At 67.5% G+C, this 22,726-nt stretch carries 17 protein-coding genes and 1 pseudogene; 8 read left to right on the top strand and 10 right to left on the bottom strand.

Annotated features, from left to right (window positions below):
* Positions 1 to 293: 293 nt before the first annotated feature.
* Positions 294 to 1,082 carry a hypothetical protein gene (locus tag F3T56_RS41575; RefSeq protein WP_246204400.1) on the top strand — a complete coding sequence of 263 codons (789 nt, stop codon included), beginning with the start codon at positions 294 to 296 and terminating at the stop codon, positions 1,080 to 1,082.
* 19 nt (positions 1,083 to 1,101) lie between these two features.
* On the opposite strand, the gene tpg (F3T56_RS41570) is transcribed toward F3T56_RS41575, so the two are convergent.
* Positions 1,102 to 1,656: a telomere-protecting terminal protein Tpg gene (gene tpg, locus F3T56_RS41570; protein ID WP_149830665.1), complete on the bottom strand. Its 555-nt coding sequence runs from the start codon at positions 1,654 to 1,656 to the stop codon at positions 1,102 to 1,104.
* A 271-nt stretch (positions 1,657 to 1,927) separates the two neighbouring features.
* Between tpg (F3T56_RS41570) and tap the strand changes: the two genes are divergently transcribed.
* Both tap and tpg (F3T56_RS41560) read left to right on the top strand, forming a co-directional pair.
* Entirely contained in the window at positions 1,928 to 4,150 is a 2,223-nt protein-coding gene (gene tap, locus F3T56_RS41565; protein ID WP_149830663.1) for a telomere-associated protein Tap, read from the top strand.
* A gap of 10 nt (positions 4,151 to 4,160) precedes the next feature.
* Positions 4,161 to 4,718, top strand: coding sequence for a telomere-protecting terminal protein Tpg (gene tpg, locus F3T56_RS41560; RefSeq protein WP_149830661.1), 558 nt, complete (start codon positions 4,161 to 4,163; stop codon positions 4,716 to 4,718).
* A 232-nt stretch (positions 4,719 to 4,950) separates the two neighbouring features.
* Here tpg (F3T56_RS41560) and F3T56_RS41555 read toward each other — a convergent pair whose 3' ends face one another.
* The 4 genes and pseudogenes from F3T56_RS41555 to F3T56_RS41540 form a co-directional block, all read right to left on the bottom strand.
* Complete coding sequence (locus tag F3T56_RS41555) at positions 4,951 to 6,900, bottom strand: DUF3732 domain-containing protein (protein WP_246204398.1); 1,950 nt, start codon at positions 6,898 to 6,900, stop codon at positions 4,951 to 4,953.
* 23 nt (positions 6,901 to 6,923) lie between these two features.
* Positions 6,924 to 7,412 (bottom strand): three component ABC system middle component, encoded by a 489-nt coding sequence (locus tag F3T56_RS48880; protein ID WP_149830658.1) that lies wholly within the window; start codon positions 7,410 to 7,412, stop codon positions 6,924 to 6,926.
* Positions 7,413 to 7,414: 2 nt separating this feature from the next.
* Complete coding sequence (locus F3T56_RS41545) at positions 7,415 to 8,653, bottom strand: ABC-three component system protein (RefSeq protein ID WP_246204396.1); 1,239 nt, start codon at positions 8,651 to 8,653, stop codon at positions 7,415 to 7,417.
* A 102-nt stretch (positions 8,654 to 8,755) separates the two neighbouring features.
* A pseudogene (locus F3T56_RS41540) lies at positions 8,756 to 10,093 on the bottom strand (helicase associated domain-containing protein); the annotation flags it as partial.
* A 265-nt stretch (positions 10,094 to 10,358) separates the two neighbouring features.
* On the opposite strand from F3T56_RS41540, the gene F3T56_RS41535 reads away from it, so the two are divergent.
* On the top strand, positions 10,359 to 11,150 hold the full coding sequence (locus F3T56_RS41535; protein WP_149830656.1) for an IS5 family transposase: 792 nt from the start codon (positions 10,359 to 10,361) through the stop codon (positions 11,148 to 11,150).
* Here F3T56_RS41535 and F3T56_RS41530 read toward each other — a convergent pair.
* The 3 genes from F3T56_RS41530 to F3T56_RS41520 form a co-directional block, all read right to left on the bottom strand.
* Entirely contained in the window at positions 11,107 to 11,655 is a 549-nt protein-coding gene (locus tag F3T56_RS41530) for a hypothetical protein (protein WP_149830655.1), read from the bottom strand. The two genes, F3T56_RS41535 and F3T56_RS41530, sit on opposite strands and share 44 nt — an antisense overlap.
* 87 nt (positions 11,656 to 11,742) lie before the next feature.
* On the bottom strand, positions 11,743 to 13,284 hold the full coding sequence (locus tag F3T56_RS41525) for a hypothetical protein (RefSeq protein WP_149830653.1): 1,542 nt from the start codon (positions 13,282 to 13,284) through the stop codon (positions 11,743 to 11,745).
* Entirely contained in the window at positions 13,281 to 14,120 is an 840-nt protein-coding gene (locus tag F3T56_RS41520; RefSeq protein ID WP_149830652.1) for a hypothetical protein, read from the bottom strand. Before F3T56_RS41520 ends, F3T56_RS41525 begins: the two co-directional genes overlap by 4 nt.
* A gap of 344 nt (positions 14,121 to 14,464) precedes the next feature.
* On the opposite strand from F3T56_RS41520, the gene F3T56_RS41515 reads away from it, so the two are divergent.
* The 3 genes from F3T56_RS41515 to F3T56_RS41505 are packed head-to-tail and all read left to right on the top strand — an operon-like array spanning position 14,465 to position 18,611.
* Complete coding sequence (locus tag F3T56_RS41515) at positions 14,465 to 15,562, top strand: tyrosine-type recombinase/integrase (protein WP_246204395.1); 1,098 nt, start codon at positions 14,465 to 14,467, stop codon at positions 15,560 to 15,562.
* Positions 15,559 to 18,054: a tyrosine-type recombinase/integrase gene (locus F3T56_RS41510; protein WP_246204389.1), complete on the top strand. Its 2,496-nt coding sequence runs from the start codon at positions 15,559 to 15,561 to the stop codon at positions 18,052 to 18,054. The genes F3T56_RS41515 and F3T56_RS41510 overlap by 4 nt, the downstream gene beginning before the upstream one ends.
* Positions 18,051 to 18,611, top strand: coding sequence for a DUF6262 family protein (locus tag F3T56_RS41505; RefSeq protein WP_149830650.1), 561 nt, complete (start codon positions 18,051 to 18,053; stop codon positions 18,609 to 18,611). Before F3T56_RS41510 ends, F3T56_RS41505 begins: the two co-directional genes overlap by 4 nt.
* A gap of 32 nt (positions 18,612 to 18,643) precedes the next feature.
* Here the strand turns inward: F3T56_RS41505 and F3T56_RS41500 are convergent, their stop codons facing one another.
* Both F3T56_RS41500 and F3T56_RS41495 read right to left on the bottom strand, forming a co-directional pair.
* A complete protein-coding gene (locus F3T56_RS41500) occupies positions 18,644 to 21,199 on the bottom strand; it encodes a helicase associated domain-containing protein (protein ID WP_425473736.1) in 2,556 nt (851 codons plus the stop codon).
* Complete coding sequence (locus tag F3T56_RS41495; protein ID WP_149830648.1) at positions 21,196 to 21,759, bottom strand: hypothetical protein; 564 nt, start codon at positions 21,757 to 21,759, stop codon at positions 21,196 to 21,198. Before F3T56_RS41495 ends, F3T56_RS41500 begins: the two co-directional genes overlap by 4 nt.
* Positions 21,760 to 21,992: 233 nt before the next feature.
* Between F3T56_RS41495 and F3T56_RS46685 the strand changes: the two genes are divergently transcribed.
* Positions 21,993 to 22,163 carry a hypothetical protein gene (locus F3T56_RS46685; protein WP_172639396.1) on the top strand — a complete coding sequence of 57 codons (171 nt, stop codon included), beginning with the start codon at positions 21,993 to 21,995 and terminating at the stop codon, positions 22,161 to 22,163.
* The last annotated feature ends 563 nt before the right edge of the window (positions 22,164 to 22,726 follow it).

Genomic DNA, 22,726 nt, shown 5'->3' with positions numbered 1-22,726 from the left:
CCACCGTCCGTCGCCGTGGTCATCGACCCGGGCGACGACGCGGTTCACACGCACACCGCCCTGGCCGCCCACCACTTGCCGTCCGGCCGGATCACCCTGCACCCCGGCCCGGGCACCACCAGCGAGACCGGCCCCACGACCTTCTCGCCGCTCTGGGCAAACCGCCCCTGCTCCCGGGGCGTTTCCCCGCCGGCCGTCAGCCCGCCTGGGAAGCCGCCACCGCCTGGATCAGGGCCCTGCCCGTCACCCGGCTGACCGTCCTGCGCGCCCACCGCCTCACCGCCCGCCGCACGATGCGCCTCCTGCAGTTGCGCGCCCTCACCGGCATCCACCTGACGCTGGTCTGCCACCGCCCCCATCTGCCCGCCGCCCTGCACCAGGCGCTGCAGACGGCCGACTACTGCGTCACCGCCGACTTCCAGGCCGCCCGCCGCCACTACTACGGCACGACCGCACCCGTACCCCAGTCTGTTGACGAGTCCGCCCGGCCGGCAGACCGGTGGCTCACCCTGCCCGTGCTGGACCGCCTCGTCTCCTACGACAGCCCCATCCCCTGTACCGCCCCGTGCACGCCGCCGGCGATCACTTTCCGGCACCGCCCGCCACCCGCATCGCTCACCGAGCAGACAGCCCGGGAAATCGCCCGGCGCCTGGCTACCGTGACCGCCCACCCCCGTCTGGCCGCAGCCCTTGCTGCCGCGCTTTTCACCGGCGCCTCTTTCCAGCAGCTCGCCACCGCCCGCCCCGGCGACTACGACGACGCCGCGGCCACCTTGGCCCTGCACGACCGCACCCGCTACACCGATGGCTGCGCCACCTACCGCGTGCCGCGGTGGGCGCGCGTCTTCCTGAAGGCCGCCGTCTGCTTCGCTCGGCTCGCTCCTGGCCAGGACCAGCATCTGCTGGCTGGCCTTCACGACCGCACGCATCTGCTGCGCGTAGCGGAGGCGGCCAGGCTCCGCCCGCCCCAGCCGTCCGCCGGCCCGCGCACCGGCCGTATCCAGTGGGATTGGCGCGAACGCAAGGAGGCACAGTGCTACGACGCGATGCTGACGCGGCACCAGATCCCGCCCTCGTCCTGAACCCGGCCCCAGGCGCACGTCAGTCGATGGAGAAATCGGCGAACTCCACGTCGGTGAAAGCGATCCCGAGACCGTGAGCACGTCGGCCTCCGTCCCGGAAATAGGCATGCCCCAAAGCCCGGGCGAGGATCACCAACTGCTGCTGCTCGCCCCCGCCGGCATCCCGGGCGGCGAACAGCTCGCGGGCCACTTCTCCCGACAGGTACTGAGTGATCAGCCGTACCCGCGGATCGTCCGATGAGCCTGCCGGAGCGGCGAATCCGAACCGCGCCCTGGTGTGGAAGACAAACCCGTCGGCCTCGGCCCGGGCCCGCTGGCGGGCGCGCACCAGGGGCTGCCACCGTGCTCTGACAGCCTCATCGATCAACCCCGCATGCACGGCACTGGGACGGCGGCGCATTCCCGGCCGGGTGGTGACCCACCTCTGGACCGTGCGCTGGGAGATCCCCAGGAGGACAGCCACATTCTTCGTGGAGCCCTTCTCCGCCCTGAGCAGGAAACGCACAGCGGCATCCCGCGTAGGCACGGGACGGGTCAGCAACGCCCGCTCGAGCCCTTTGACGATCTCACCCATGCCCGCCCCCGAGCGTTCTGCCACCGCGATGGCTGGTGCACGGCGGCCGTCTGCTCTCCCAGATCTCTCACACCACGCCGCTCTCCCCGGTCAGTTCAGGCATAGCCAAGACACCACCGCAGGCCCTCGGCTAAAGAGCCAGCAGTAACCCAAGCCCGAGAACACCCTTCCCGAAGCAACCGTGAACCCCCAACCGCCATTTACGCCATCCGTACGTGTTTGGTACGCGAAAGATGCGCTTCACGCTAGGGTCTGGGGCAGGAGGTTCTGTATGTCCGAGCTGTTCGACGCGGTCGACGCGCTGGTCTCGTCCCGCTCCACGCTGCCGCCCCCGGCGGAACGCAAACGGCTGCGCCAGGCACATGGTCTGACGCTGGATGAGGTGGCCGCCGCACTGCAGGTGCGGCGTGCGACGGTCAGCGGCTGGGAGGCCGGTAAGACCGAGCCGCGGCCGCCGGAGCGCGATGCCTACGCCCGCATGCTGAAGCAGCTCGCCCAGCTCTACCCTGCCAGCGCCCCGGTGCCTTCTCAGGACACGGCGGTTTCCGAGACGCCTGCCGTCCCGGCCGTTCCTGCGCCATCGGTCGCTGAACCGGCCAAAGCCCGCACCGAACCAACCACAGACCGGATCCCGGAGCCTGTTCCCGAGGACACTGCGCTGCGCCCCGCCGCTGTGCCGCATCCGGTGGCCACGACCAGGCCGACGTCGCGTCGGCCGCCCGCGCGTAACGCCGCCCCCGTCGGCAGCCCAGCCGGTGGTGTCGATGCGCGGTTCGAGAACGGGCCGCTCGCGGTCGTCGACGTCGCCGACGGCCAGGCGCTGGCGTACTGCGTCGGCGGCCTGGTCCTGGACGTACCGGCGAAGTCGATTTCGGCCCTGGTGGAGTGGACGCTGAGCGAGGGGCGGCTCGGTCAGCCGAAGCTGTCCGGGCCGGGCAAGGACGCCGACCCGCTGATCGTGCTGACCGACGCCGCGTGCGAGCACTACGGCCTGCCGGTCACGCTCACAAAAGAGGAGCGTCTGGCCGGGCGGATCCCGGAGGGCCACAAGGTCATCAAGCAGTTGACGCGCGCAAACTGGCAGCTGACCAAGCGCGGCTTCGGACCGTGGGCGAGGATCTACCGCCCCGCGCAGGGTTCGGAGCGGGCGTGCGTGCAGTTGTGCATCCCGTCGTGGGACGCGCTCGACACCCGGCACTGGGCCAACACGGGGCAGCTGCCACCGGCGGACCTGGCCCGGCTGCTGGGCACGTATGCGGCCCGCGTGATGACGCCGCGCGGCTCCACCGCCGTCACAGGCCTGGAGCTGATGACCGCCCTGCACCCGCCGACCCGCGCCTCCGAACCTGACGCCGACGGCAGGCGACACTCCGAGCACAACCCCGGCTCGCTGGGGAAGGATCCGGTGGACTGCGCACCGTGCGAGGCCCCCGACGGCCACCCGCTGCTCGCCGACCTGCCGCGTTTCCACCACCGCACTCCGGCGGAGGTCCTGGTGGAGGAGGCGTACGACTGGGCGCGCCCGCTCACCGACGCCGAATGCCTTCGCCCCCATCTGGTGGGTATCGACGTGAACATGGCCTTCGCCGCCGGTGCGAACGGCCTCACGGTCGGCCTGGGCGCGCCTACGCACGTCAAGAACCCCGTCTTCGATCCGAAATTGCCCGGCTCCTGGCTGGTCGACCTGTCCCATGTCGACCTGTCCCGCGTGAAGCTCGCCAAGGACAAGTGGGTGGAGCTGGACGCCGGGCTGCTGCCCAGTCCGTTCACGCCGAAGGGCGAGCGGCCCGAGGGATCGGCCTGGTACGCGACGCCGACCGTGGCGTACGCGGTGGAGCTCGGCTACGACGTGACGCCGATCGAGGCGTACGTCCGCCACGACGCCGGCCGCTACCTGGACGGCTGGTACAACCGGCTGCGCGACGCGTACATCGCCACGATGGCCGACCTCGGGGTGGGCGCCGACCTGCCGCCGGAGGAGTTCCTGAAGGCGATGGACGGCTACCGCAGCCGTGACTCCGGACTGGCGATCGTGGTGTCCGCGGTCAAGGCGACGGTGAAGGGCGGCATCGGCAAGCTACGCGAGCGCCCGCGCGGGGAGGGCTGGAAGCCCGGGCAGCCGTGGCGGGCCCTTGCCCGGCCGACGTGGCGCCCGGACATCCGCGCCGCCGTCATCTCCCGGACCCGGATCAACATGCACCGCAAGATCGTCAAGCACGCCGCCTTCACCGGGCAGTACCCGGTCGCGGTCCTCTCGGACTGCGCCGTCTACGCGTCCGACGGGCCGTCGCCGCTGGACTTCCTGCCCTACCGGGACGGCAAGCCCCTGCCCGGCGGCTTCAAACTCGGAGTGAACCCGGGCCTGGTGAAGTGGGAGGGCACCCAGAGCGTGCTGTGGGGCGAGGGTGTCCGCGAGCAGTTCAACGCGCCGGAGCTCAACCTCGCCCGGTATATCAAGGACGGCACCGTCACCGATCAAGACGCCGGGGAGTAGGTAGAGCGCGATGAGCGTATTCGGGGACGGCCTGGAGGCCGCGGTGCACAAGGTGTTCACCCGCCCGGCTCCCAAGAGCGCGGGTGCGCAGATGCGGTACCTGGTCAAGCAGCTCAAAGGCACCAAGGCGGTCGCCCAGATGCTGCGGATCTCCCAGCGCACGGTCGAGCGGTATGTGAAGGACCAGCTCAAGAAGCCCCGTCCGGACCTCGCTGCCCGACTGGAGGCCGAAGTGAAGAAGCGGTGGCAGCCGCAGGTCCGCGCCAAGGCGCGGGAGAAGGCGGCGACCACAGGCGGCATCGTCATCGACACCCGCGCCCGGATCGGCTACACCGCGCCGATCGGGACGACGGACGAGGACCGGCTGAGGCACCTGACGGTCGCGCTGCCGCCGCAGTACGCCGGCCGTCTCTTCGACGCTCAGGAGCAGGGCGCCACCGACCAGCAGCTCCAGCAGATCGCCGCCGAAGCACTCAAGGAGGTCTACTTCCAGGACAGTGGCCGCCGCGCCGGCTCCCTTGAGGAAGTCCGATTCACCGATATCGAACACCTTGAGTTCGAGCTGTAGCCCCCAGAGCAGCGAGCCCCGTCGACCACGTAGACGCGCCGCCGGGACCGTGTGGCGGGGCTACGGCTCGCCCGACTCGGACGCCCTGGCGGCTGTGTCTTCCTCAACGGCCGTCTGCGCTGCCATGTCTTTCACATTCGCCGGGCTCCACGAGCAAAATCCGCCGTCCCCATGAGGCCACGGGAGTTCTGAGCTACAAGGCCCATGAGGAACGCCAGCGCTACGGGCAAGTTTATGCCTCGATGATCCAGTCCGTGGGGATCAGGGCTTTGCCTTGGCGCCAGTTCTCGATGACGGCGTCGCGAAACCATTCGTCTCGCAGGTACACGTGATCGCAGACGATGATCTGCAGTCCCTGGCCGTTGCGGTTGACGACGTCTCGCATGAGGGAGAAGTAGCTGCGGACTGCTTCCCAGTCGGCGTCGGTGAGGGCGCCCACGTCATGGACCTCTTCGGGGAAGAAGGCCTGGGTGGGCTGGTCGAACATGATGAAGTGCGGGACGGGCCGCTGGTGTTTGAGCAGGTAGGTGTGCAGGGCCAGGTGCGCGACCAGGTGGTAGCCGATCCAGTTCTTCGCGCTGCCGATGCGGGTGAGGGGGATACGACTGGTTTCAGTGCGCAGGACGACGTTGAGGAGAGAGAGGCTGATGCGTACTTCTTCAGCCTCGTCTGCATGCTCGAGATCCAGCTCGCGGGCCCAGTCCGTCATGTCCAGTGCGATACGGCTGAGGCGGCTTTCCGTTTCCGCCCTCACGTCGTCGGCATCGACCAGTTCCTGCAGTTCTGCGATCCGCTCCCGCATGCGAGCCGCCTGGCGGCGCAGCGATCCAGATTCGTCTGCCGACTGCGACGTAGTTCGTTGCAGTTCCTGGAGGATGCGCCCTTGCACGTGAGCCTGCCGCGCGTGCTGGTCATTGATCTCCTGGAGACGGCGGTTACTGGCCTGCAGGGCCTGGAGTGCTGAGGCATTGGCCTGGAGGCGCCTGCGGACGTCTGTGATTTGCTCGTTGAGCTCTTGGCGGTGACGGGTCCGCGATGGCTGTAGTGCTTCTGCGTCGGTCAGCTCGTGCTGAAGACGGCGTGTGAGGTCGTTGAGCTGCTCGATGTCGGGGTCGGGCTCTTCCAAGGCCTGATTGCACAGAGGACAGACCTCGGGCGCGCCTGTGTCGTCTGGGCTGAGGAGCTGCAGGGAGGTAAGGCGGCCGAGCTGAGTGTGGAGTTCCCCGGTGAACGCCTGACTCTCTTGCTGCCACGAGTCGAGAAGGGCACCGGCCTCGTTGAGATCGTGAAGTTGTTCCCGCAGAGCCTGTCGCTCCGCAGCCAGTCGTTCTTGCATCCCGTCTTCGCCGAATACCGGAGGTGCTGATGGATCAGCAACTGTGTCCGCCGCCTCGCGCAGCAGGACGTTCAGTTCGGCTGCCGATGCGCGATCGGGCACAGCCTGGACCATCCCTGCCTCCTGGGCGAGGCGGGCCAGGCCGTGCAGGGCGGCGTTCGTGGAATCGTTGTCGCGCTGGCTCTCATCAATCTGTCGCTGGACGCGCCGCAGGGCCCGGGTGGCCTCCGCGAGCTGTCGTTGGCGTGCGGCCTGTTCCGGTCCGGCCGCACCGAGAAAGTACGGCAGCGTGTCCTTCATCATCTGCGCCATGCCGGGCTCGGACTGGCGATGGAACAGCAGCTGCTGGTTGGCGATCTCGGTCTGCTTTTGCAGGCACATGTAAACGGCCTGGGCAATAGAGACATTGAAGGCGTAGCGTTCGGCGCCCGCCGGAGGTTCGAAGCGGAAGTCGTCGATGCCCAGGCGGGCGCTGAGTTCTGCGCGCAGCGCGTCCGTGTCGGCATTCGCTCTCATGCGGTCGCCTGACGGCAGCTCGAGCGTGTGGTCGCCGATGATCAGCATGGCCTTGTTGGTAGAGGCTCCAGCTGGGCGGGGCCGGCCCAGTAGCAGTCGGGTCGAGCCGATCTGTACGAGCAGGGCGTACCAGCCCACGGTCTGAGTGATCACACCCTCTGGCAGAGAAATGTGCTGCCGTCCCAGGCAGTACTCGATGATGTCGAGGACTGCTGACTTTCCGGTCTCGGACTCTCCCGTGAGGATGTTCAAGGCTCCGGGTTTGAAGGTGATGGTGCGCGGTGCTTGCCTGCCATCACGGTGATACAGGGCCAGAGCGAGCAGATGCATGCTGAGGTGGCTTCCTTGGAGAGCTAGGGGCGGACCCCGAGCAGGGCGAATGCGGTGGCAGGCGATGTCGCTGCAAGCCAGCGGCCGACGAGGGCCGCAGCGCGTGTGCAGTCGACGAGCTCCGCTCCATGACTGTTCGCGTTGGGACGCCTGGGCTGTCTGGTCACTGCGAGGCCGCTGGAGTGCACCGTCAACACGCGGTGTCGGACGCCGAACCGCTGGGACGCACGGGTGTAATCAGTAAGCGATGCGGCGCGGTGCGGGTATGACGCGCGCTGGATCGGATTGTCGGCCAGCCAGCTGGCCAGCGGCGTGCGGACGTCTCTCGGGAGAGCAGCGCGGGAGTCCGGCGGGAGCACCAGGGGAAGGACCAGGAAGCTGCTCGGCAAGGGGAGAGGAAGACTGGGGCCAGCGGCCATGTGGGCCGCTACGCAGTGCGCCAGTACATACGCGCCGAAGGCGGGATTGAACAGCGCCGCAGCTTCAGGGAGTTGACGCGCGGGAGCCGACATGGCTATTCCTCCCCGTCAGCAGTGTCGGACGACCGGGACAGCAGGTTCTCGAAATCGGGATGCCAGCCCACTGGGTCGTCGTCCTGCGTGGCCAGATCGGCCAGAGCGTGAAGCGTGCCGCGGGCGACCCACCGCTTCTCCACCTGCGGCCGCAGCCGCAATGTCTCTACAGCAGCCATGGCCTTGTCCAGAATGTCCACACCGGCCTTGACTGCATCGGCTCCGTACTCGCCGGCATCGAAGGCGTCAGCGCGTTTGGAGAACACCTGCTCCCATTCGCGCCGGAGATCTGCCTCGAACTGGTCGAGTTCGCTCTGGGCGACGTAGTGGCTGTGGAGCCAGCGGGATCGATGGGTCCATGCGTGGTGATACTCGCCGAGATGGAATCGGATGCTCCGGCGCCCCAGTTTCAGGAGCTGGAGCTGGGCAACGAAGACGCGGTCCTGGTACCGGGTTACCTCTTCCTGGGTGAGCCGTTCCAGCCGGTCGTTGATGGGCAACGAGGTCTGCGCGTATTTGCTCATCACGTAGTCGATCTTCGTGCGCAGTTCCTCGGCGGAAACAGTTGCCCTCCGGCTAGGGTTGGAGCGGTCGAGCATCTCTTTGGAGACCCCCCACCACCAGCCCTTCAGCTCCTCCAGGATCTCCTGGCTCTGGCCCTGATCCGTTTTCCATACGCCGATCACTTCACGGAGCTTAGAGTCCACCTCTGACACTCGAGGCGCCAGATCGTCCACGACGATCTGGCCCACCAGAGCTTCCCGGACCACTGGAGTGCACCGGAGGAAGCGTTCCCGCCAAGGGCGGGTCGTCTTTGGACCCTTGGCATCACCAGCGAGCTCCTCAAGAGCTGCTAGAGCTGCGGCTACATCGCGCGTCTGCGGATCGGCCCGCAGTTTCTCCAGGAGGCTCCCGGCAGCGACCCGCTGAGTGGTGACCAAACGGAGCAGCGGCAATGGCGCATCTCCGAGGATCTCCAAGGCATCGCACCAGGAATTGACTGAACGCCACAGATCAGCGCTGGTCGAGCCGATCTCTCCCTGGCCGCCATGATGCTTCGACTGCACAAGCTCGACAGGCACTGACCCGTGCAACAGGTCAATGTCGTCCAGCATCTCCATGCGTAGTGCGGCCTCTGCATCTTTGAACCACCGCTGCGCCAGCTCCACCAACGCCCACTCGCACTGGTAGAGGTAGCCCAGCATCTGGCCAGCCGCTGAGTGGGGCATCTTCTCTGTCACGATGCCGTCACTCTAGAGACAGCACTTAACTGGATCAATACATACTCATAAGATCGCACATGGGTGCGAATGTCGACCGGTCCTAACTCTTGCGTTCTACCTCTATGCCCATTCGGCGCCCAGCGCCTGCAGTGCGGCGCGCTGCTCCTGCGTGAGTTTGTCGCGCCGCTGCTTGGTGTTGGAGACCCATACGCCCAGCTTCACGGCTACCGGTTCCATCTCGCCGTCGACCGCGATCTGTTCGCTGTGGCCGCGGGGTACAGGCCGCTGTCCTTCCCGCTCCACCCACTGCGTGAGGGCCGCCAGGCCGCGTTGGAACGCCTGCTGCGCCTTGCTCGGGCTCTTCGTCGCCCGCGTGGTGGCAGGGGCCGGAGACGGCGCCTGGACGGGCTTCACGCCCAGCGTGGTCAGCCGTTCCTGCTGATCTTCCGTCAGCTGCGCCCAGGTGCTTGCCTCGCGTTGCCGTGTGAGCCATCGTCCGATGTCGTCGCCGTCCATCAGCACGCCGGGTGCGATGTCGGGCAGGCTGCCGTCGGCGTCTACTAGGTCGGCGAGGACGCGGTAGTGGCGTTGCCAGTCCAGTGGCCAGGGGCAGTTCCAGTCGGGGTCGATCGCGGCCAGCTGCTTGGCGCGCTCCGCCGCCCGCTCCTGGTCCTTTCCGAGTCCGCCCTTCCGGCGCAGATTCGCGATGTGTTGACCGATGGGCACCATCTCCTCGCCCTCGCCCTCGCCCTCGCCCCAGACCTGGTCCTGGCGGGGTGCCAGGTGCCCGGTGGCCCGCCGGTACGACCGCAGCGCGGCGAGCTTGTTCTCCCACGCCTCCTCACCCGGCTCCCACACCATCCCGGCCTCCGGGGCGTCCAGCAGCTCCTTGCGCCGCTCCTCCAGCTCACCTGCCCGCAGCGCCTTCCGCTGCTGGTGGACCCAGCGCCCAAGCGGAAAATCTTTCGTCACCCCGACTTCAACCTCAACGTCGTAGGGAACGGCGTAGAGCCCGGTGATCTCGTTCTCTGTCCGCCAGCGGATGAGGGCCTGGTAGCCCTCGAGCCACACCAGGGACTCCGGCCGGTAGACGCGGGTGCGCAGGAAGGCCGCGATGGTCGACGCGTCGCGCGGGCTGGAGAAGTGGAGCAGGGCGGATTCGGCAGTGGCGTTGGTGTCGTTCTGCTCCTGGTTCTCGCCGTCGCCCTCGCCGCCGGCCCCGACGATCTGGCCGTCCTCATCGCGCCGGACGTGCACCTTGCGCTTCCCGCTGCTCAGGGCACGGGAGGCGAGCTGCTCGACCAGGCGCTCATCGTGCGAGCGCAGGCCCTGAAGGACGGCTACAAGGGGGCGGAACGAGGCGCTGGCGACCATGTCGGTGGGGTCCTCGCTGGGCTCCAGGAACACCGGCACGATGATGCGGGCGATCTTCGTGCTGCCGTCGCGGTTGGGCCTGAGTAGCTGTTGTCGTTCCGATCTTGAGGGGTGTGCGTCGAACGGGAGTCTCGATCGGGTGGTTGCCGCCGGCTGCGGGCATGAAGGCAGGGCCTCTTGGTAGCTCGGGGTTGCGAAGCCAACCGAGATCCAGGAGACCCTGTTGCCGCAGTTGTACGTGCTCGCGCCGGTGGAGTTCAACTCGGTTGCACCGTCGTGTGATTGTGTCGCCCACCGGTTCGGAAACGCAGCCGATCACCCGGAACGTGTTCGGCGGTACCCCTCGGACATGACAGACGCGGAGTGGGCCGTGGTCCGGCCACTCCTACCGGTGCCGGGCTGGATGCGAGGCCGGGGAGGGCAGCCGGAGGCGTACTGCCACCGGGCGATACTCGATGCAATCCGCTACCTGGTCGACAATGGCATCAAGTGGCGGGCCATGCCCGCCGACTTCCCGCCGTGGGACCGGGTCTACGCGTTCTTCCGCCGCTGGCGCGACCACGCCCTGGTCAAGGAGTTCCACGACCGGCTGCGCGCTACGGTCCGCGAGAAGCTGGGCCGCAACGCGGAGCCGACGGCCGGGGTGATCGATTCGCAGTCCGTCAAGGCGGACGCCGTCGTCAGCTCCGACAGCCGCGGCTTCGACGGCGGCAAGCTGATCAACGGCCGCAAGCGGCACGTCGTGGTCGACACGCTCGGCCTGCTGCTGGGCGTGATGGTCACCGCCGCGGATGTCGGCGACCGCACCGCCGCTCACGTGCTGCTGCGGCAAGTCGCCGACACACACCACCGGTTGGAGCTGGTCTGGGCCGACGGCGGCTACACCGGCCCCCTCGTCGCCCACTGCCTCACCGTGCTCGCCCTGGTCCTGGCGATCGTCAAACGCAGCGACGACATGCGCGGCTTCGTGGTCCTGCCCAAGCGGTGGATCGTCGAGCGCCTCTTCGCCCACCTGATGCGCACCCGCCGCCTGGCCCGCGACTACGAGCGCCGCACCACCAGCGCCGAAGCGATGATCTACTGGTCGATGATCGGGCTCATGACCCGCCGCCTGGCCCGGCCACACCCTGCGCGAGCGTGAACCGGCCCGGCTGCCGCTCGGCCAGCCAGCCCCGCGCGACCAGGCGTTTCGCCTTCGACCGCAATGCCTCCACCCGCGCCGGCACCACGTCCATGCCGAACACCGCGGCCATCTCCTGGCAGGTCAGCGGCCCTTGATGAAGCCGGTCCCTGTCCGCGAGCGCCTGCAGAACGCGCTGGTAATCCACCGACAGCACCGACCAGGCCAGCCCTTCACGCCACACCGGTACCTGCGACTTCGACTTCGCCGCGGTCGGCGCTGACGATGTCTCCTCGGCCTGTCCCATGGCCGGCGCTGTCCCATCGGTCTGGGCGTGGCCTTGCCCGGGCTCGTCCACGGGGGCCAGTACCTCGCCGACCCGCGAGCGGGCAATGGCCCACTCCTGCCATTCCCGCTCGGCCACGGCCAGTTCGGCCTGGATGCGGTCGGCCTCTTCCCTCAGCCCATCCACGCGACGGCGAGCGGCGACCTCGCGCTGTTCCAGCAACCCCACGACCGACGGCATCCACGACCTCCACCGCAGCGACGACACGACACGCCACCACTCCCACGAGAACGCCCGCCCTATGCCCGACCAGCGAAAACACCGCCCTCAAGTCCGGAAAGACAACAACTTCTCATGCCGGAACTCGACCCGCCGATGGCGAACCTGCACCACAGGCGATCTCAACGCCTCGTCCACCACGCCCACCGCGCCACCGAGCGCAACCAGTACCTGGGCGGCGCTGCGCTGGGCTTCTGCCAGCGGCAACCATCCCGCCAGCCGCTCGTCCATCAGCATCGCCCAGCGGTGCAGCACCTGCCGCAGAGCCGTCGGCTGCGACGCCCGCTGCAGCTGTTCACCCAGGTAGGCGTCCAAGAGGGCAGCGCGTCCCGCGCCTATCGGTAGGCGCCGTGTCAGCTGCGCTGCCATCGACAGCTCGAAGGCGGTTTCGAACGCTTTGCACTCTTCCTCGACGACCTCTTCCTGTTGAGGACCTACCCCGTAGCACCGCAATAGCGCCGCGCGCTGCTGTGAGGTTGGATCGACCGTCCTCAGCTGTGCACCGCCGATCACTGCGGGCACGTTGACGAACTCGTGGCTGGTGGACACCAAAGTGGCCTCGGCGCGGCGACACCACGAACTGAGCTGCAGCATCAGCCGATCCTGAAACCGGCTGGGACATTCGTTGATCGCATCCACGAGCAAGACGACCGGAAGCCCCTCCAACCGAGCGGCCCCCACCAGGCGGTCCGCGGATTGCGAGGTGAACGGGGCCACGCTCTCGTCGAGGCTGTCCTCCAGCCGTCCTTCGTATACGCCCGCTCGCAGCAGGATGGGCAGCCAGCCGACCTGCGCCAACCCCAGGGCGGTGTGAGCCAGGGTATGGCTCTTGCCCGTGCCCGAGCTGCCGACCACCTGGACGTGACGCCCGGGCCGCAGCCAGGCTGCCAACTCCGTTGACAGCACACCTTCTGCCCCGTTTTGCTCTTCCAGCGTCAGCCCAACCAGGCCATGTAACCCCTCGCTCAGGTACGAACCGAAGTGGGCTAGGTAATCCTCCAGCGCCTGCCCCTTGGACACGTCGCGGATGTCGGCCTGCATCTCCCGGTCGAGCATGGGACGGCAGAAGACTCGCATCGTGTCCTCGCCGAAGAACCGTCGTACCAGGTCCGGCAGCACAAACAGCATGTCGGACAACTGCTGCCGGCCCCACAGGTCAACGACCAGATCCTGGTGCTGTTCGCGTAGCTGCGTCAGCTCCAGGTCGACCTTTGTGTCGCGAACGTCCGCCGTGGTGACGATCACCAGACGGTGAGCATCGAAGGGTCGGCTTCCATCGGCATATGCAGCCACTGCCTTGCGGAGATCGGCAGCGGTGAACTTCTCGTACCTCTTGGCCTGATACACCGCAGGTGGCTGGGAGGTGAAGAAGGCGACCACGTCGACCCCGTCCTGGGCCTGGCCACCACGCCCGAAAGGTCGGGACTCCAGAGCATGGTCGGCCTGGACCGCCAATGCCACCACGAGATGCTCCAGAGCCTCCCAAGACAGCTCATGCGTACGAAGCAGCAAAGGCGCCGTGACCGTCAAGGGCGGCTGCCCCGGCACTTCCCTAGCCTGCTCCCCGCCGCCCTGGCCTGCGCTGCTCATGCGTCGTCTTCGCTGCCGTTGTCCTCGTCGGCGTCATAATCGGCGAGCGCGGTCATGGCTTCCCACATGGCCTCATCGTCGTAATCCGGCACCACCAGGTCAGGTGTCAGGTCGTTGCTGTCGGGGTCCAGGTTCTCGGACTGGGCCAGTACCTCGACCAGGAACCGTCGCGCGGCCTTCAGCAGGCCGGGATCATCCAGCCACAGCCCGAACTCCAAGCTGCGGCGGGAGCTCCCCGTGCCGTTGGCGCTGCCTAGCCACAGTCGGTGCGGCGTGAAGCCGGTGACATCTGCCACGCCTCCCAGAGCGTCCTCGTCATGCCACCACAGCTCACCTAGCAACAGCATCTTGGTGTGGAGTATCGGGACGAGATGGTTTCCGGCCTTGCGATAGCCCAGGGTGCGTAGTGCCGGGAGCCGGACGCGTTCCTGCGGCGAGCCAGGGCCCAGCACTGGTGCCTTGCCGTCCTGGTGGAAGCGCAGCTCCTCCAGTTCGGAGAAAGCCCAGGTTGGGAGGCCAGCCGCGTCTTTCACAGCCTCGGCGACCTTCCGCAACCGCTCTGCGTGGTACTTGCCCCGTGGCTGCTTGCTCACCACCACGCACGCGGCGGGGAACTCGGCGATGCGCTGCAGCAGCTCGGCATCGTCCACCCACAAAAAGGCCCCGAGCATCGCAGGCCCCAGGCTTCTCGACCGCCGCTGCTGTTCCAGATCACGCCGGAACTCGTCAATCCCCTCGATGAGACCTGCCAGCACGTTCGTCCCGAACTGGACAGGACGCTTCCCGTCCTCCAGGACTGCCTGCACGTCGAACTGCTTGGAAAACGACGGATCCATATGCCCCCCTGCTGTCGCCAGCATTATGACGCGACACCACAGATTGCCGGGTGCTGAGCGGCAGCGGGGAGCGTGGTGGCCCCTGGTCCCTTCAGTCCACGCCGACCTGCCCTGGCCGCGCCGACGCGTACCTGACCGGCGCCAAGACGTCGGCTGCAGGGGCGCGGATTATCCATAGGTGCACGGACTTGCGTGGTGTGTTCGGTGTGGTTCCCACCTGGTCGTGTGGTCTGTTTCGGGAAGCGGTGCTGGCTGGGGGTGGGGTTGGTTGTGTTTGGTGGGTGGAGCAGAACTATGTGGCTGAGCGCTCGGTCTCCCCGTCGACTGGTGTGGAACGCTGGGTGGTGGCTGACGCACGCACCTTCGACCTGCATGGCGAGGCGTGTGCGTTTTTGGCGGGGTTGCGTAGTAAGGGCCGCTCGCCGAACACGGAACGGGTCTACGCAGGCCGTCTCGCCCTCTATCTGAACTATTGCGCAGAGCGCCGCATCGAGTGGTCGCGTCCGAATTTCATGGCGTTGTCTGGGCTGCAGCAGTGGCTGGTCACCACGCCGCTGCCGGCCCGCAGCCGCCGTTCCCCGACCACGGCTGCGCCCCGCTACCGTTCGCAGGGTACGGCGAACGCGGTGATGACGGCGGTCACGGACTTCCTGCGCTTCGGCGCACTGCACGGATGGGTCCCTGCGCAGACGGCCGGCCTGTTGTCGGAGCCGAAGTTCCTGCGATACCTCCCGGCCGGGTACGACGCCGGAGAGCGCGGCCAGTGGCGCCAGGTCCAGATATCGGCTTTTCGCTTCCAGGTCAGCGAACCCGGCTACGAGGACCTGACCCCGGAGCAGATCCGCCGCATGATCGCGGATACGCCCAGAGCGCGGGACCGTTTCCTCATCGCGCTGCTCGCCGCGACCGGCCTGCGGATCGGAGAGGCCCTGGGCCTGCGCCAGGAAGATCTGCATTTCCTGGCCTCGTCACGCTCCCTGGGATGCCCCGTGCAGGGCCCGCACCTTCATGTGCGGCGCCGCACCGACAACCCGAACCGGGCCCTGGCCAAGTCCAGACACCCCCGCTGCCTCCCCGTCACTCCCGACATCGTCGCCTTCTACACCGACTACCAGTACGAACGGACCCCGGTGGCCACCGCGGCCGAGACAGGCATGGTGTTCGTGAACCTCTTCCGCCCGCCGCTGGGGCGGGCCATGACCTACCCGAACGCCAAGAACGTCTTCGACCGTCTGGCCCGCCGTGCCGGGCATCCGGCGCGGCCGCACATGCTGCGCCACTCCGCGGCCACCCACTGGCTGCGCGAGGGAGTGGACCGGGACGTGGTGCAAAAGCTGCTGGGTCACGCCTCGCCGCTGTCCATGGACCGCTACCGCCACGTCGATGAGTCCGAGACCCGGGCGGCTGTCGACCAGGCCCAGTCATGGCGGGAGAACCAGTGAGCACCGCTACCGCGCCCGTGACCGCACTGGAGGCGCCGACGAGGGCCACGAAGAAGTCGTGGGAGAGGTGGCTGCGTGCCCACATCGATCCCGCGTGGCGGCCGGGGGAGTGGGACCGCGTCAGATGGCTGTTCACCGGAGATCTCGACAACCCGCGTACCTCGTCCTCCCGGTGCCGCACCCGCCGCTGCGACGTGATCGTGCGCGCTCAGGAGACGTTCTGCACGTACTGCTCGGACCAGCGCAGAAAGAGCGGCCTGCCGCGGGAAGAGTTCGCCGCCACCTTCACCCCCGCCCGTTCCAAATCCCTGCCTCTGGCGGTCGTAGGGCCGTGCACGCTCACCCGGGACGGCGCGCGGTGCGTACGGCCCCAGGTGTCGGGAGGCCTGTGCGCTGCCCACAACAACTCCCGCAAATACCACAAGGCAAGAGGCACGTTCGAACGCTGGCTCCGTGAGCGCGCTATGCCCTTCACCGACGTGCCCGTCTGCATGGTCGTCGACTGTGCCGGCGCATCCATGAATTCCCGGGGGCTGTGCAACTATCACTGGCGTGCCTGGAGGGCAGACTGCCGCTCCAGCACTGCCCCCGTCCCGGCTGCGCAGTGGGCGACGGGGCAGCCGCTGTATCTGCTGGCGCACCAGTTCCATCTCGCCCCGTTGCCCGAGCTGCTGCGCTGGGAAGTGCTGTACGCCGTGCAGCAGATGGACCAGTGGGTACGTGCCCTGGAACCTCACTGGATCCGCGGCGTGATCAGCCACCTCACCACGGCCGACACCCTTTTGGACGCCACCAACACGGCCCGGCTCACCAAGCCGCATCAGTCTGCCGTCCGCACATTGGAGAACCTGCAGTCCGCCGCCCGCGCCGGATACAGCGAGTTCTCCGGGATCACCCTCATCGACCAGGACGTCATCGATCTGCGCGTCCTCGGATTGCGCCACAGCGCCTCCGGCAAGCGCCGGCATCTGCCCGGCCGCGCGGATCTCCGCACAGTCCGCCAGCCCTGGCTGCGTCAGGCGCTGCGTCATTGGGTGACCACCGCCCGCCCCACCACGGAAGACTTCAAGCGAACTTTCCAGGCGACGTGCATCGCCTCCACGGCTCTCGCCCAGCGCGCCGACGTCGGCGACGATGCCGCCGTTCTGACTTTCGCCGATGCCACCTTGGCCGTCGACGCTTTCCGAGCTGCACGCAAACGAGACGGCACCCCCTACTCCTCCTCCTTCCGACGCAGCCTGCTGGGGATGTTCTTCCAGCTCATCGCCTACGGCCGTCGCTGCGGCACCCTCGATGACCTGGCCGGAACCTTCACCCGCGTGCCCGTCGAGCACGTCATCTCCGTGGAAGAACCCAATGAGGACTTCATCGGCAAGGCCATCCCCGAGTCCGTCATCCGGCAACTGGACGCCCACCTCGACACCCTGGGCACCGGAAACACCTACGGCTGCCGCGACATCGCCCCAGACGCCCGGCACCTGCTGTACCGCACGATGTACATCGTCCTGCGCGACACCGGGCGCCGCCCGCTCGAGATCGTCTCCCTGTCCCGTGACTGCCTGGAAACCCGCAACGGCCAACCCACCTTGATCTGGGACAACCACAAGAGGAAACGCCACCGCCGACGTCTGCCGATCACAACCTCCACCGCCGACGCCATCCGAACCTGGCAGACCTGCCGCGACCAGCTGCACCTCCCCGCCAAAGGCGACCGATACCTCTTTCCCTCCCTCACCCCCCTGAGCGACGCCCCCTACATCTCCAGCACCTACCTCAGCGACGCCCTCAGGCTCTGGGCAGACGCCCTGCCCCAGCTCCACGCCGAAGGCACCGACTCCAAAGGACAACGCCTGCTCTTCGACCGGTCCCTGATCTACCCCTACGCCTTCCGCCACTCCTACGCCCAACGCCACGCAGACGCCGGCACCCCCGTCGACGTGCTGCGTGAACTGATGGACCACAAATCCATCGCCATGACGCAGCGCTACTACACCGTCTCCCTCAAACGGAAAAGCGAAGCCGTGGCCAAACTCAGCGCACATGTCCTCGACCAACACGGCCACCCCAGCCCCAGCTCGAGCACTGCCTACGAGATGCGCTCCGTCGCCGTCCCCTACGGCGGCTGCACCGAGCCGTCGAACGTCAAAGCCGGAGGCCAGGCGTGCCCCATCCGCTTCCAATGCGCCGGCTGCGGCTTCTACCGCCCCGACCCCTCCTACCTGCCCGCCATCGAACAGCACATCAACGAACTACGAGCAGACCGCGAAACCGCACTCGCCATGGGCGCAGCCGAGTTCGTCACCACCGCCCTCACCGCACAGATCACCGCCTACCAGCGAGTCATCGACCGCATGCACAAACACCTGGGATCCCTCCCCGCTCCCGAACGCGCCCAGATCGAAGAAGCCAGCACTGTGCTGCGAAAAGCACGCGCAGGCGACAACCACACACTCCTGCCCCTCACCACCGCCCGGCCGAAAGACCCGCAATGAACCCCCGCGGCAACCCCGCCCCCCTCGCCGAAGCCAGACGCCGTCACAGCCTCGACAAACGAGCCCGCGTCCTCACCGCCCTCGCCACACTCGAGAAACAGGGAAAGCCGCTCACCTTCGCCGCAGTCGCCCGCGCCGCCCGCGTCTCCACCTGGCTCACCTATGCCCCCGGCGTACGCGAGCACATCGAGGCAGCCCAACTACGCCAAGCCCACAGCACCCCACCATCTGCCACGGCAACCCCGCCCTCCCCGCTAAGCCTGCGCACCGAACTCGAAACCGCCCGGCAAGAAATCAAAGAACTCCGCAGCGAACGCGACCGGCTCCAGACAGCCCTGCGTCACCAACTCGGCCAGCACCTCGATGCCATCCACGCCCCTGACTTAGCGACCAGAGCAGACGAACTGACCGCCCTGAATCACGACCTCACCCGCCAGCTACAGGAGGCCTCCGCAGAGAACGCCACATTCCGCGCCCGCATCAACACCCTCGAAGAAGACCTGACCGCAGCCCGCACCAGCCTCCGCAGGATGATCCGTGACGAAAACCTTCGGTGAGCGATCACAACATCGCTGGCACAGGAACAGAATCATGTCCAGCGCATGCCGATCGCGGAGAGCTGCTCCACCCGCTCCGGCGCCAGCGTCGCGGCCCTGCTCCGCTGATTCCCGACCCATGCCCCGAGGCGGAGAGCCCGTTCCTCCTGGTCCTCGCCGCTGTCACCGTCTCCGTCGCCGCCGATGACGATCCGTTCGACGTGCTGCCTCGGGACTCGAAGGTGTCCCTCGCGCTCGTAGAATTGCTTGGCGGCCGCGAGGTTCATCGCCCACTTGTCGGCCTGTGTACGGCGCGGGCGCGGCTTCTCCTCCTCGGCCGCGGGCTCGATCCCGAGGATCTGCTCACACATCCACTGCTGCACGGTGGTGAGCTTGTCCCAGCTGAAACGGACTGACTTCACCCATCGCCCGAGGTCTTCGCCCTGGTGCACGACGTCGCCCGGTTCGGTGGGCAGTTCGCCGCCCTGCTCCAGGTGCTGTCGGGTGAGATGGAAGGCGCGTTGCCATTCCACGGGCCAGCTGGGGCACCACGAGGGGTCGATCTCCTCGAGCTGTTCGCGCCGCTCCTCCGACAAGGCGCCGGCCGCCGACTCCACCGGCAGGCCCTCGGCACGCCGCTGCTCGATCTCGATCGCCTTCCGGGTGGCGGCGCGTGCGTTCTTCAGAAAGATCCCAACCTTGGCCCCCTGGTACGTGGCATCGAGCGGGGCGAGAGCGTGCCCGTGTTCGGCAGCCCACCCCCGAAGGGCCGCCAGGCCCTCCTCCCACGCGACATCGAAGTGCGACCAGACCATGCCCAGCTTCTCCAGCTGCTCGATGCGGTCCTGGTCCATGTCGCCGCGGGCGTAGAACCTTCTGGCGTCGGCGATCCACTGCCCCAGCGGAAAGGCGGCGAGGGAGGCCGGCCACCCCGCAGCCTGAGCCTTCTCACCTGCCGGCACGCGGTAGGTGAACGGCACTTTCAGGTCGCCGTGCTGGCGGGTGTAGGTGGCGGCGGCTTCGATGCCGCGTCGCCAATGCTGGTGTTCGGGGTTCAGGACGCGGAGGTTGATGAACGCTGCCAGCTGCGCGGGGTCGCGCGGTGTGCTGAACTTCAGCAGTTGCCGGGCCGGTACCGACAGTCGGTCGCTTCGGTCGCTGTCGGCTCCCTCGCCTTCCTCTCCGCTGCGGCTCTGCACACCCCTAACACGGCTCCGCGACTGTTGCTCGGCGAGCTGCTCCACCACGCGGGCATCGTGCGCTCGTAGGGCCTCGATCAGTTTCGCCAAACCGCCGAACGCCCGGCTGGTCAGCATGTTGTCGGCTGTCTCGCCGGGCCCGAGCAGGACCGGTACGACCAGCGACGCCGTCTTGCCTTCGCCGGGCTGCATGCGCAGTGCCCGGCCGACGGCTTGGACGAGGTCGGGCATGGAGCCGCGTACGTCCGCGAAGTACACAGAGTCACAGCGGGATGTATCGATGCCTTCGCCGAGCACGCGAACGGACCCGAGAAACGTCTTCTCCACGACCGTTCCGTCCGCAGCGATTCCCCTGGAGAACTCGTCCAGGACGCGGCGCCGGTGGAGCGGCTTGTGCTCGCCGCACAGCCAGTTGGCCCAGACCGTGGCCGGGTACAGCTCGGGGTCGGCGGCGTGCAGCTGCGCGGCGACGTCGGGGAGGCCGGCCGCGAACGCTTCCGCCTCCTTGACCACGTGGTGGAAGACGAGGGTGCGCCGGAAGCCTTCCTCCGAGGACGCCTTCACCAGAGCGGTCTGCAGGGCCGCGAGCCGGGCCCCGCGTACCTGCTCGGAGCGCGCATCCTCGCCCAGGAGCTGTGCTGCCTGGAGCTGGGTGTCGGTGATGTCCACGCACACGACCTGGTACGGCGCACAGATGCCCCGGTCGATCGCCTCCGACAACGTCAGGGTGAAACACCTGCTGCCGAAGGGCGAGTTGGGGTCGTCTTCCATCGAAGCCACCAGCTCGCCCGGTGCGCCCTGCTCGGAGTCCTCGTCGAGCTGCCACAGCCGTGGCGTGGCCGTCATGTACAAGCGGCGCAGGGACGGGATCTTCTGGTTGTTGTGGACGACCGCCCACGGCCGACCCAGCCGGCCGCTTGTACGGTGCGCTTCATCAATGATGATTAAGTCCCAAACACCGAGGCCGGCGGCGTGCGCGCGCTCGAGAGTGCCGAGACCGAGGGAGGCGTACGTAGCGAAAACCGTGACCTTGTCCAGGCGGCGGGTCCACTCCACCAGCTCGTGAACATCTGTGGTGTTCGGGAAGCCCGCCTCCTCCCCACGCAGGGAGGAGACCCCGATCATCGGGCCCGTGCGGCCGCCCTCCCGCCACGCGGCCTCGGTCTGTGCCAGCAGGTCCAGCGAGGGCACGAGCACCAGCACTCGGCCCGCACGGAGCTCCTCCGCGCTGCGCACGGCCACGAGGCTCTTCCCGGACCCAGTCGCCATTATCACCTGCGTGCGGAGCCCACGCGGGGAAACAAGAGATCTTGCAGGCAATTCGAGAGCCCGGATGACCGCATCCACGGCTTCTCTCTGATGAGGCCGGAGCATTTTCTTCACCGATTGCCCCTTTTCTGAGCGGATCATTCTTCTCCGCCCTGCTGGTTCAGTGAAGCGCGCTGCTCGCCTACAGCGTGGGCCAGGAGGTCGCGCAGTCGGTGGAGGAAGGCCGTCAGGCTGGTGGCCGCGATGGTGCAGCCGGCTTCCTCGACGTCGTAGGTGCTCCCGGTCAACGCGCCAAGGGTGAGGTGGTAGACGCACCCGCTGGAGTGACTGACCGCGTACATACCTCCACCTCCGTCGGTAGCGAACACGCTCACCCCATCATCAACCGCTCCTGCCAGCAGGCGGGGATAGTTGCCCGCCTCGACCTGACTGATGAGCGAAGCGGCGTCATCGATCCAGATCCCCGCCTCCAGGTCCGGCAGGCAGACGGAGCCGAGCTGGGCGTAGAACTCCAGCAGGGAGCCGGCGACACCTCTACGGCCGAGCGTCGCGACAGCCGCGGCACCCTCCTCGGCAGAGACGAGACAGACCCTGTGGTCCCCAGGCGGGTATCCCGATACCGCCTGGAAGCCAGCCACGAATTCGTCCGAGAGGAGGACCATGGCCTCCCGCCACTCCTGCAGATCCAAGCCGATACTCACTTTTCATCCCGTCATCGTGGGAGCGATCTAAATCCAGAGTCTATCCCAAGGATATTTTGAAGCAGTAGCATGCCGTATGGTCACTGATGAACCCGCTACCATCGCACTGCGCCGGCAGTCCAACCCAGACGGGCGCCGGACAACAGGCAGCAGTAAGCCACCCCTTGGCAAATTAGGCCTGCCAGGGGGATACGGGGGCATACGGGCCTCACCCTGTCGAGAGGAACCGCTCCATGCTTGGTATAGCTGCGGCCGTACTGTTCTTCATCGCGTTCCTGATCAATGCTGCCGAGATCACGACGAACGATGTCTTCTCTTCCTCGAACGTCATGCTCCTCGGCCTGATGCTCCTGGCCCTGCAGGTCGCGGGGATCGGGAGCGGCCGGCCGGACCGCAGACGCTGACAGAGCCGAACATCGGGGTGAGTGAGGCCCGATGACGCCTCACTCACCCCGATGCCCATACAGGTACTGCGTCTCTGCCTTCCACGATCGGGCGCGGAAAAGCCACACACCCAAACGTGCATTCGCGTAGCCCTCATCACGATCGGCGGCCAGGAAGGCATAAGAGCATGTCCGGTGAATCGGGGACTGCGGGGGTCTTTACCGGGCTGCCGACCGCGACACCCTGTGGCTGCGGCGCCTTCGGGGCGCCGGCGCGGACAAGCCCGCACACCACGCCGCTCTGCGATGGATGGCGACTCACCGTCATGTGAATGCCTGAGGCCCCGCGCCTAACGAGCCGTCACCTCTCCTCCATCAGCCCCCCGCAGCCGGCCCAGCCCGCGTCAGCGGGCCCTAACGGTCCTGAAGGCGCAGCCGGAAGGGCCGTCAGGCGGGGGAGCGCAGCGGACCCGCCTCGTCAGGCTGGAGCGAAGCGGAAGCCTGACAGCGGGACGAAGTCCCGCAGCTCAGGGAGCGCAGCGAACGGAGCGTCAACCCGACTGCGCAGCAGTCGGGTTGAGCGG

The organism is Streptomyces tailanensis (assembly GCF_008386495.1).
GTDB lineage: Bacteria > Actinomycetota > Actinomycetes > Streptomycetales > Streptomycetaceae > Streptomyces > Streptomyces tailanensis.
This window is presented reverse-complemented; position numbering and strand designations above follow the sequence as displayed.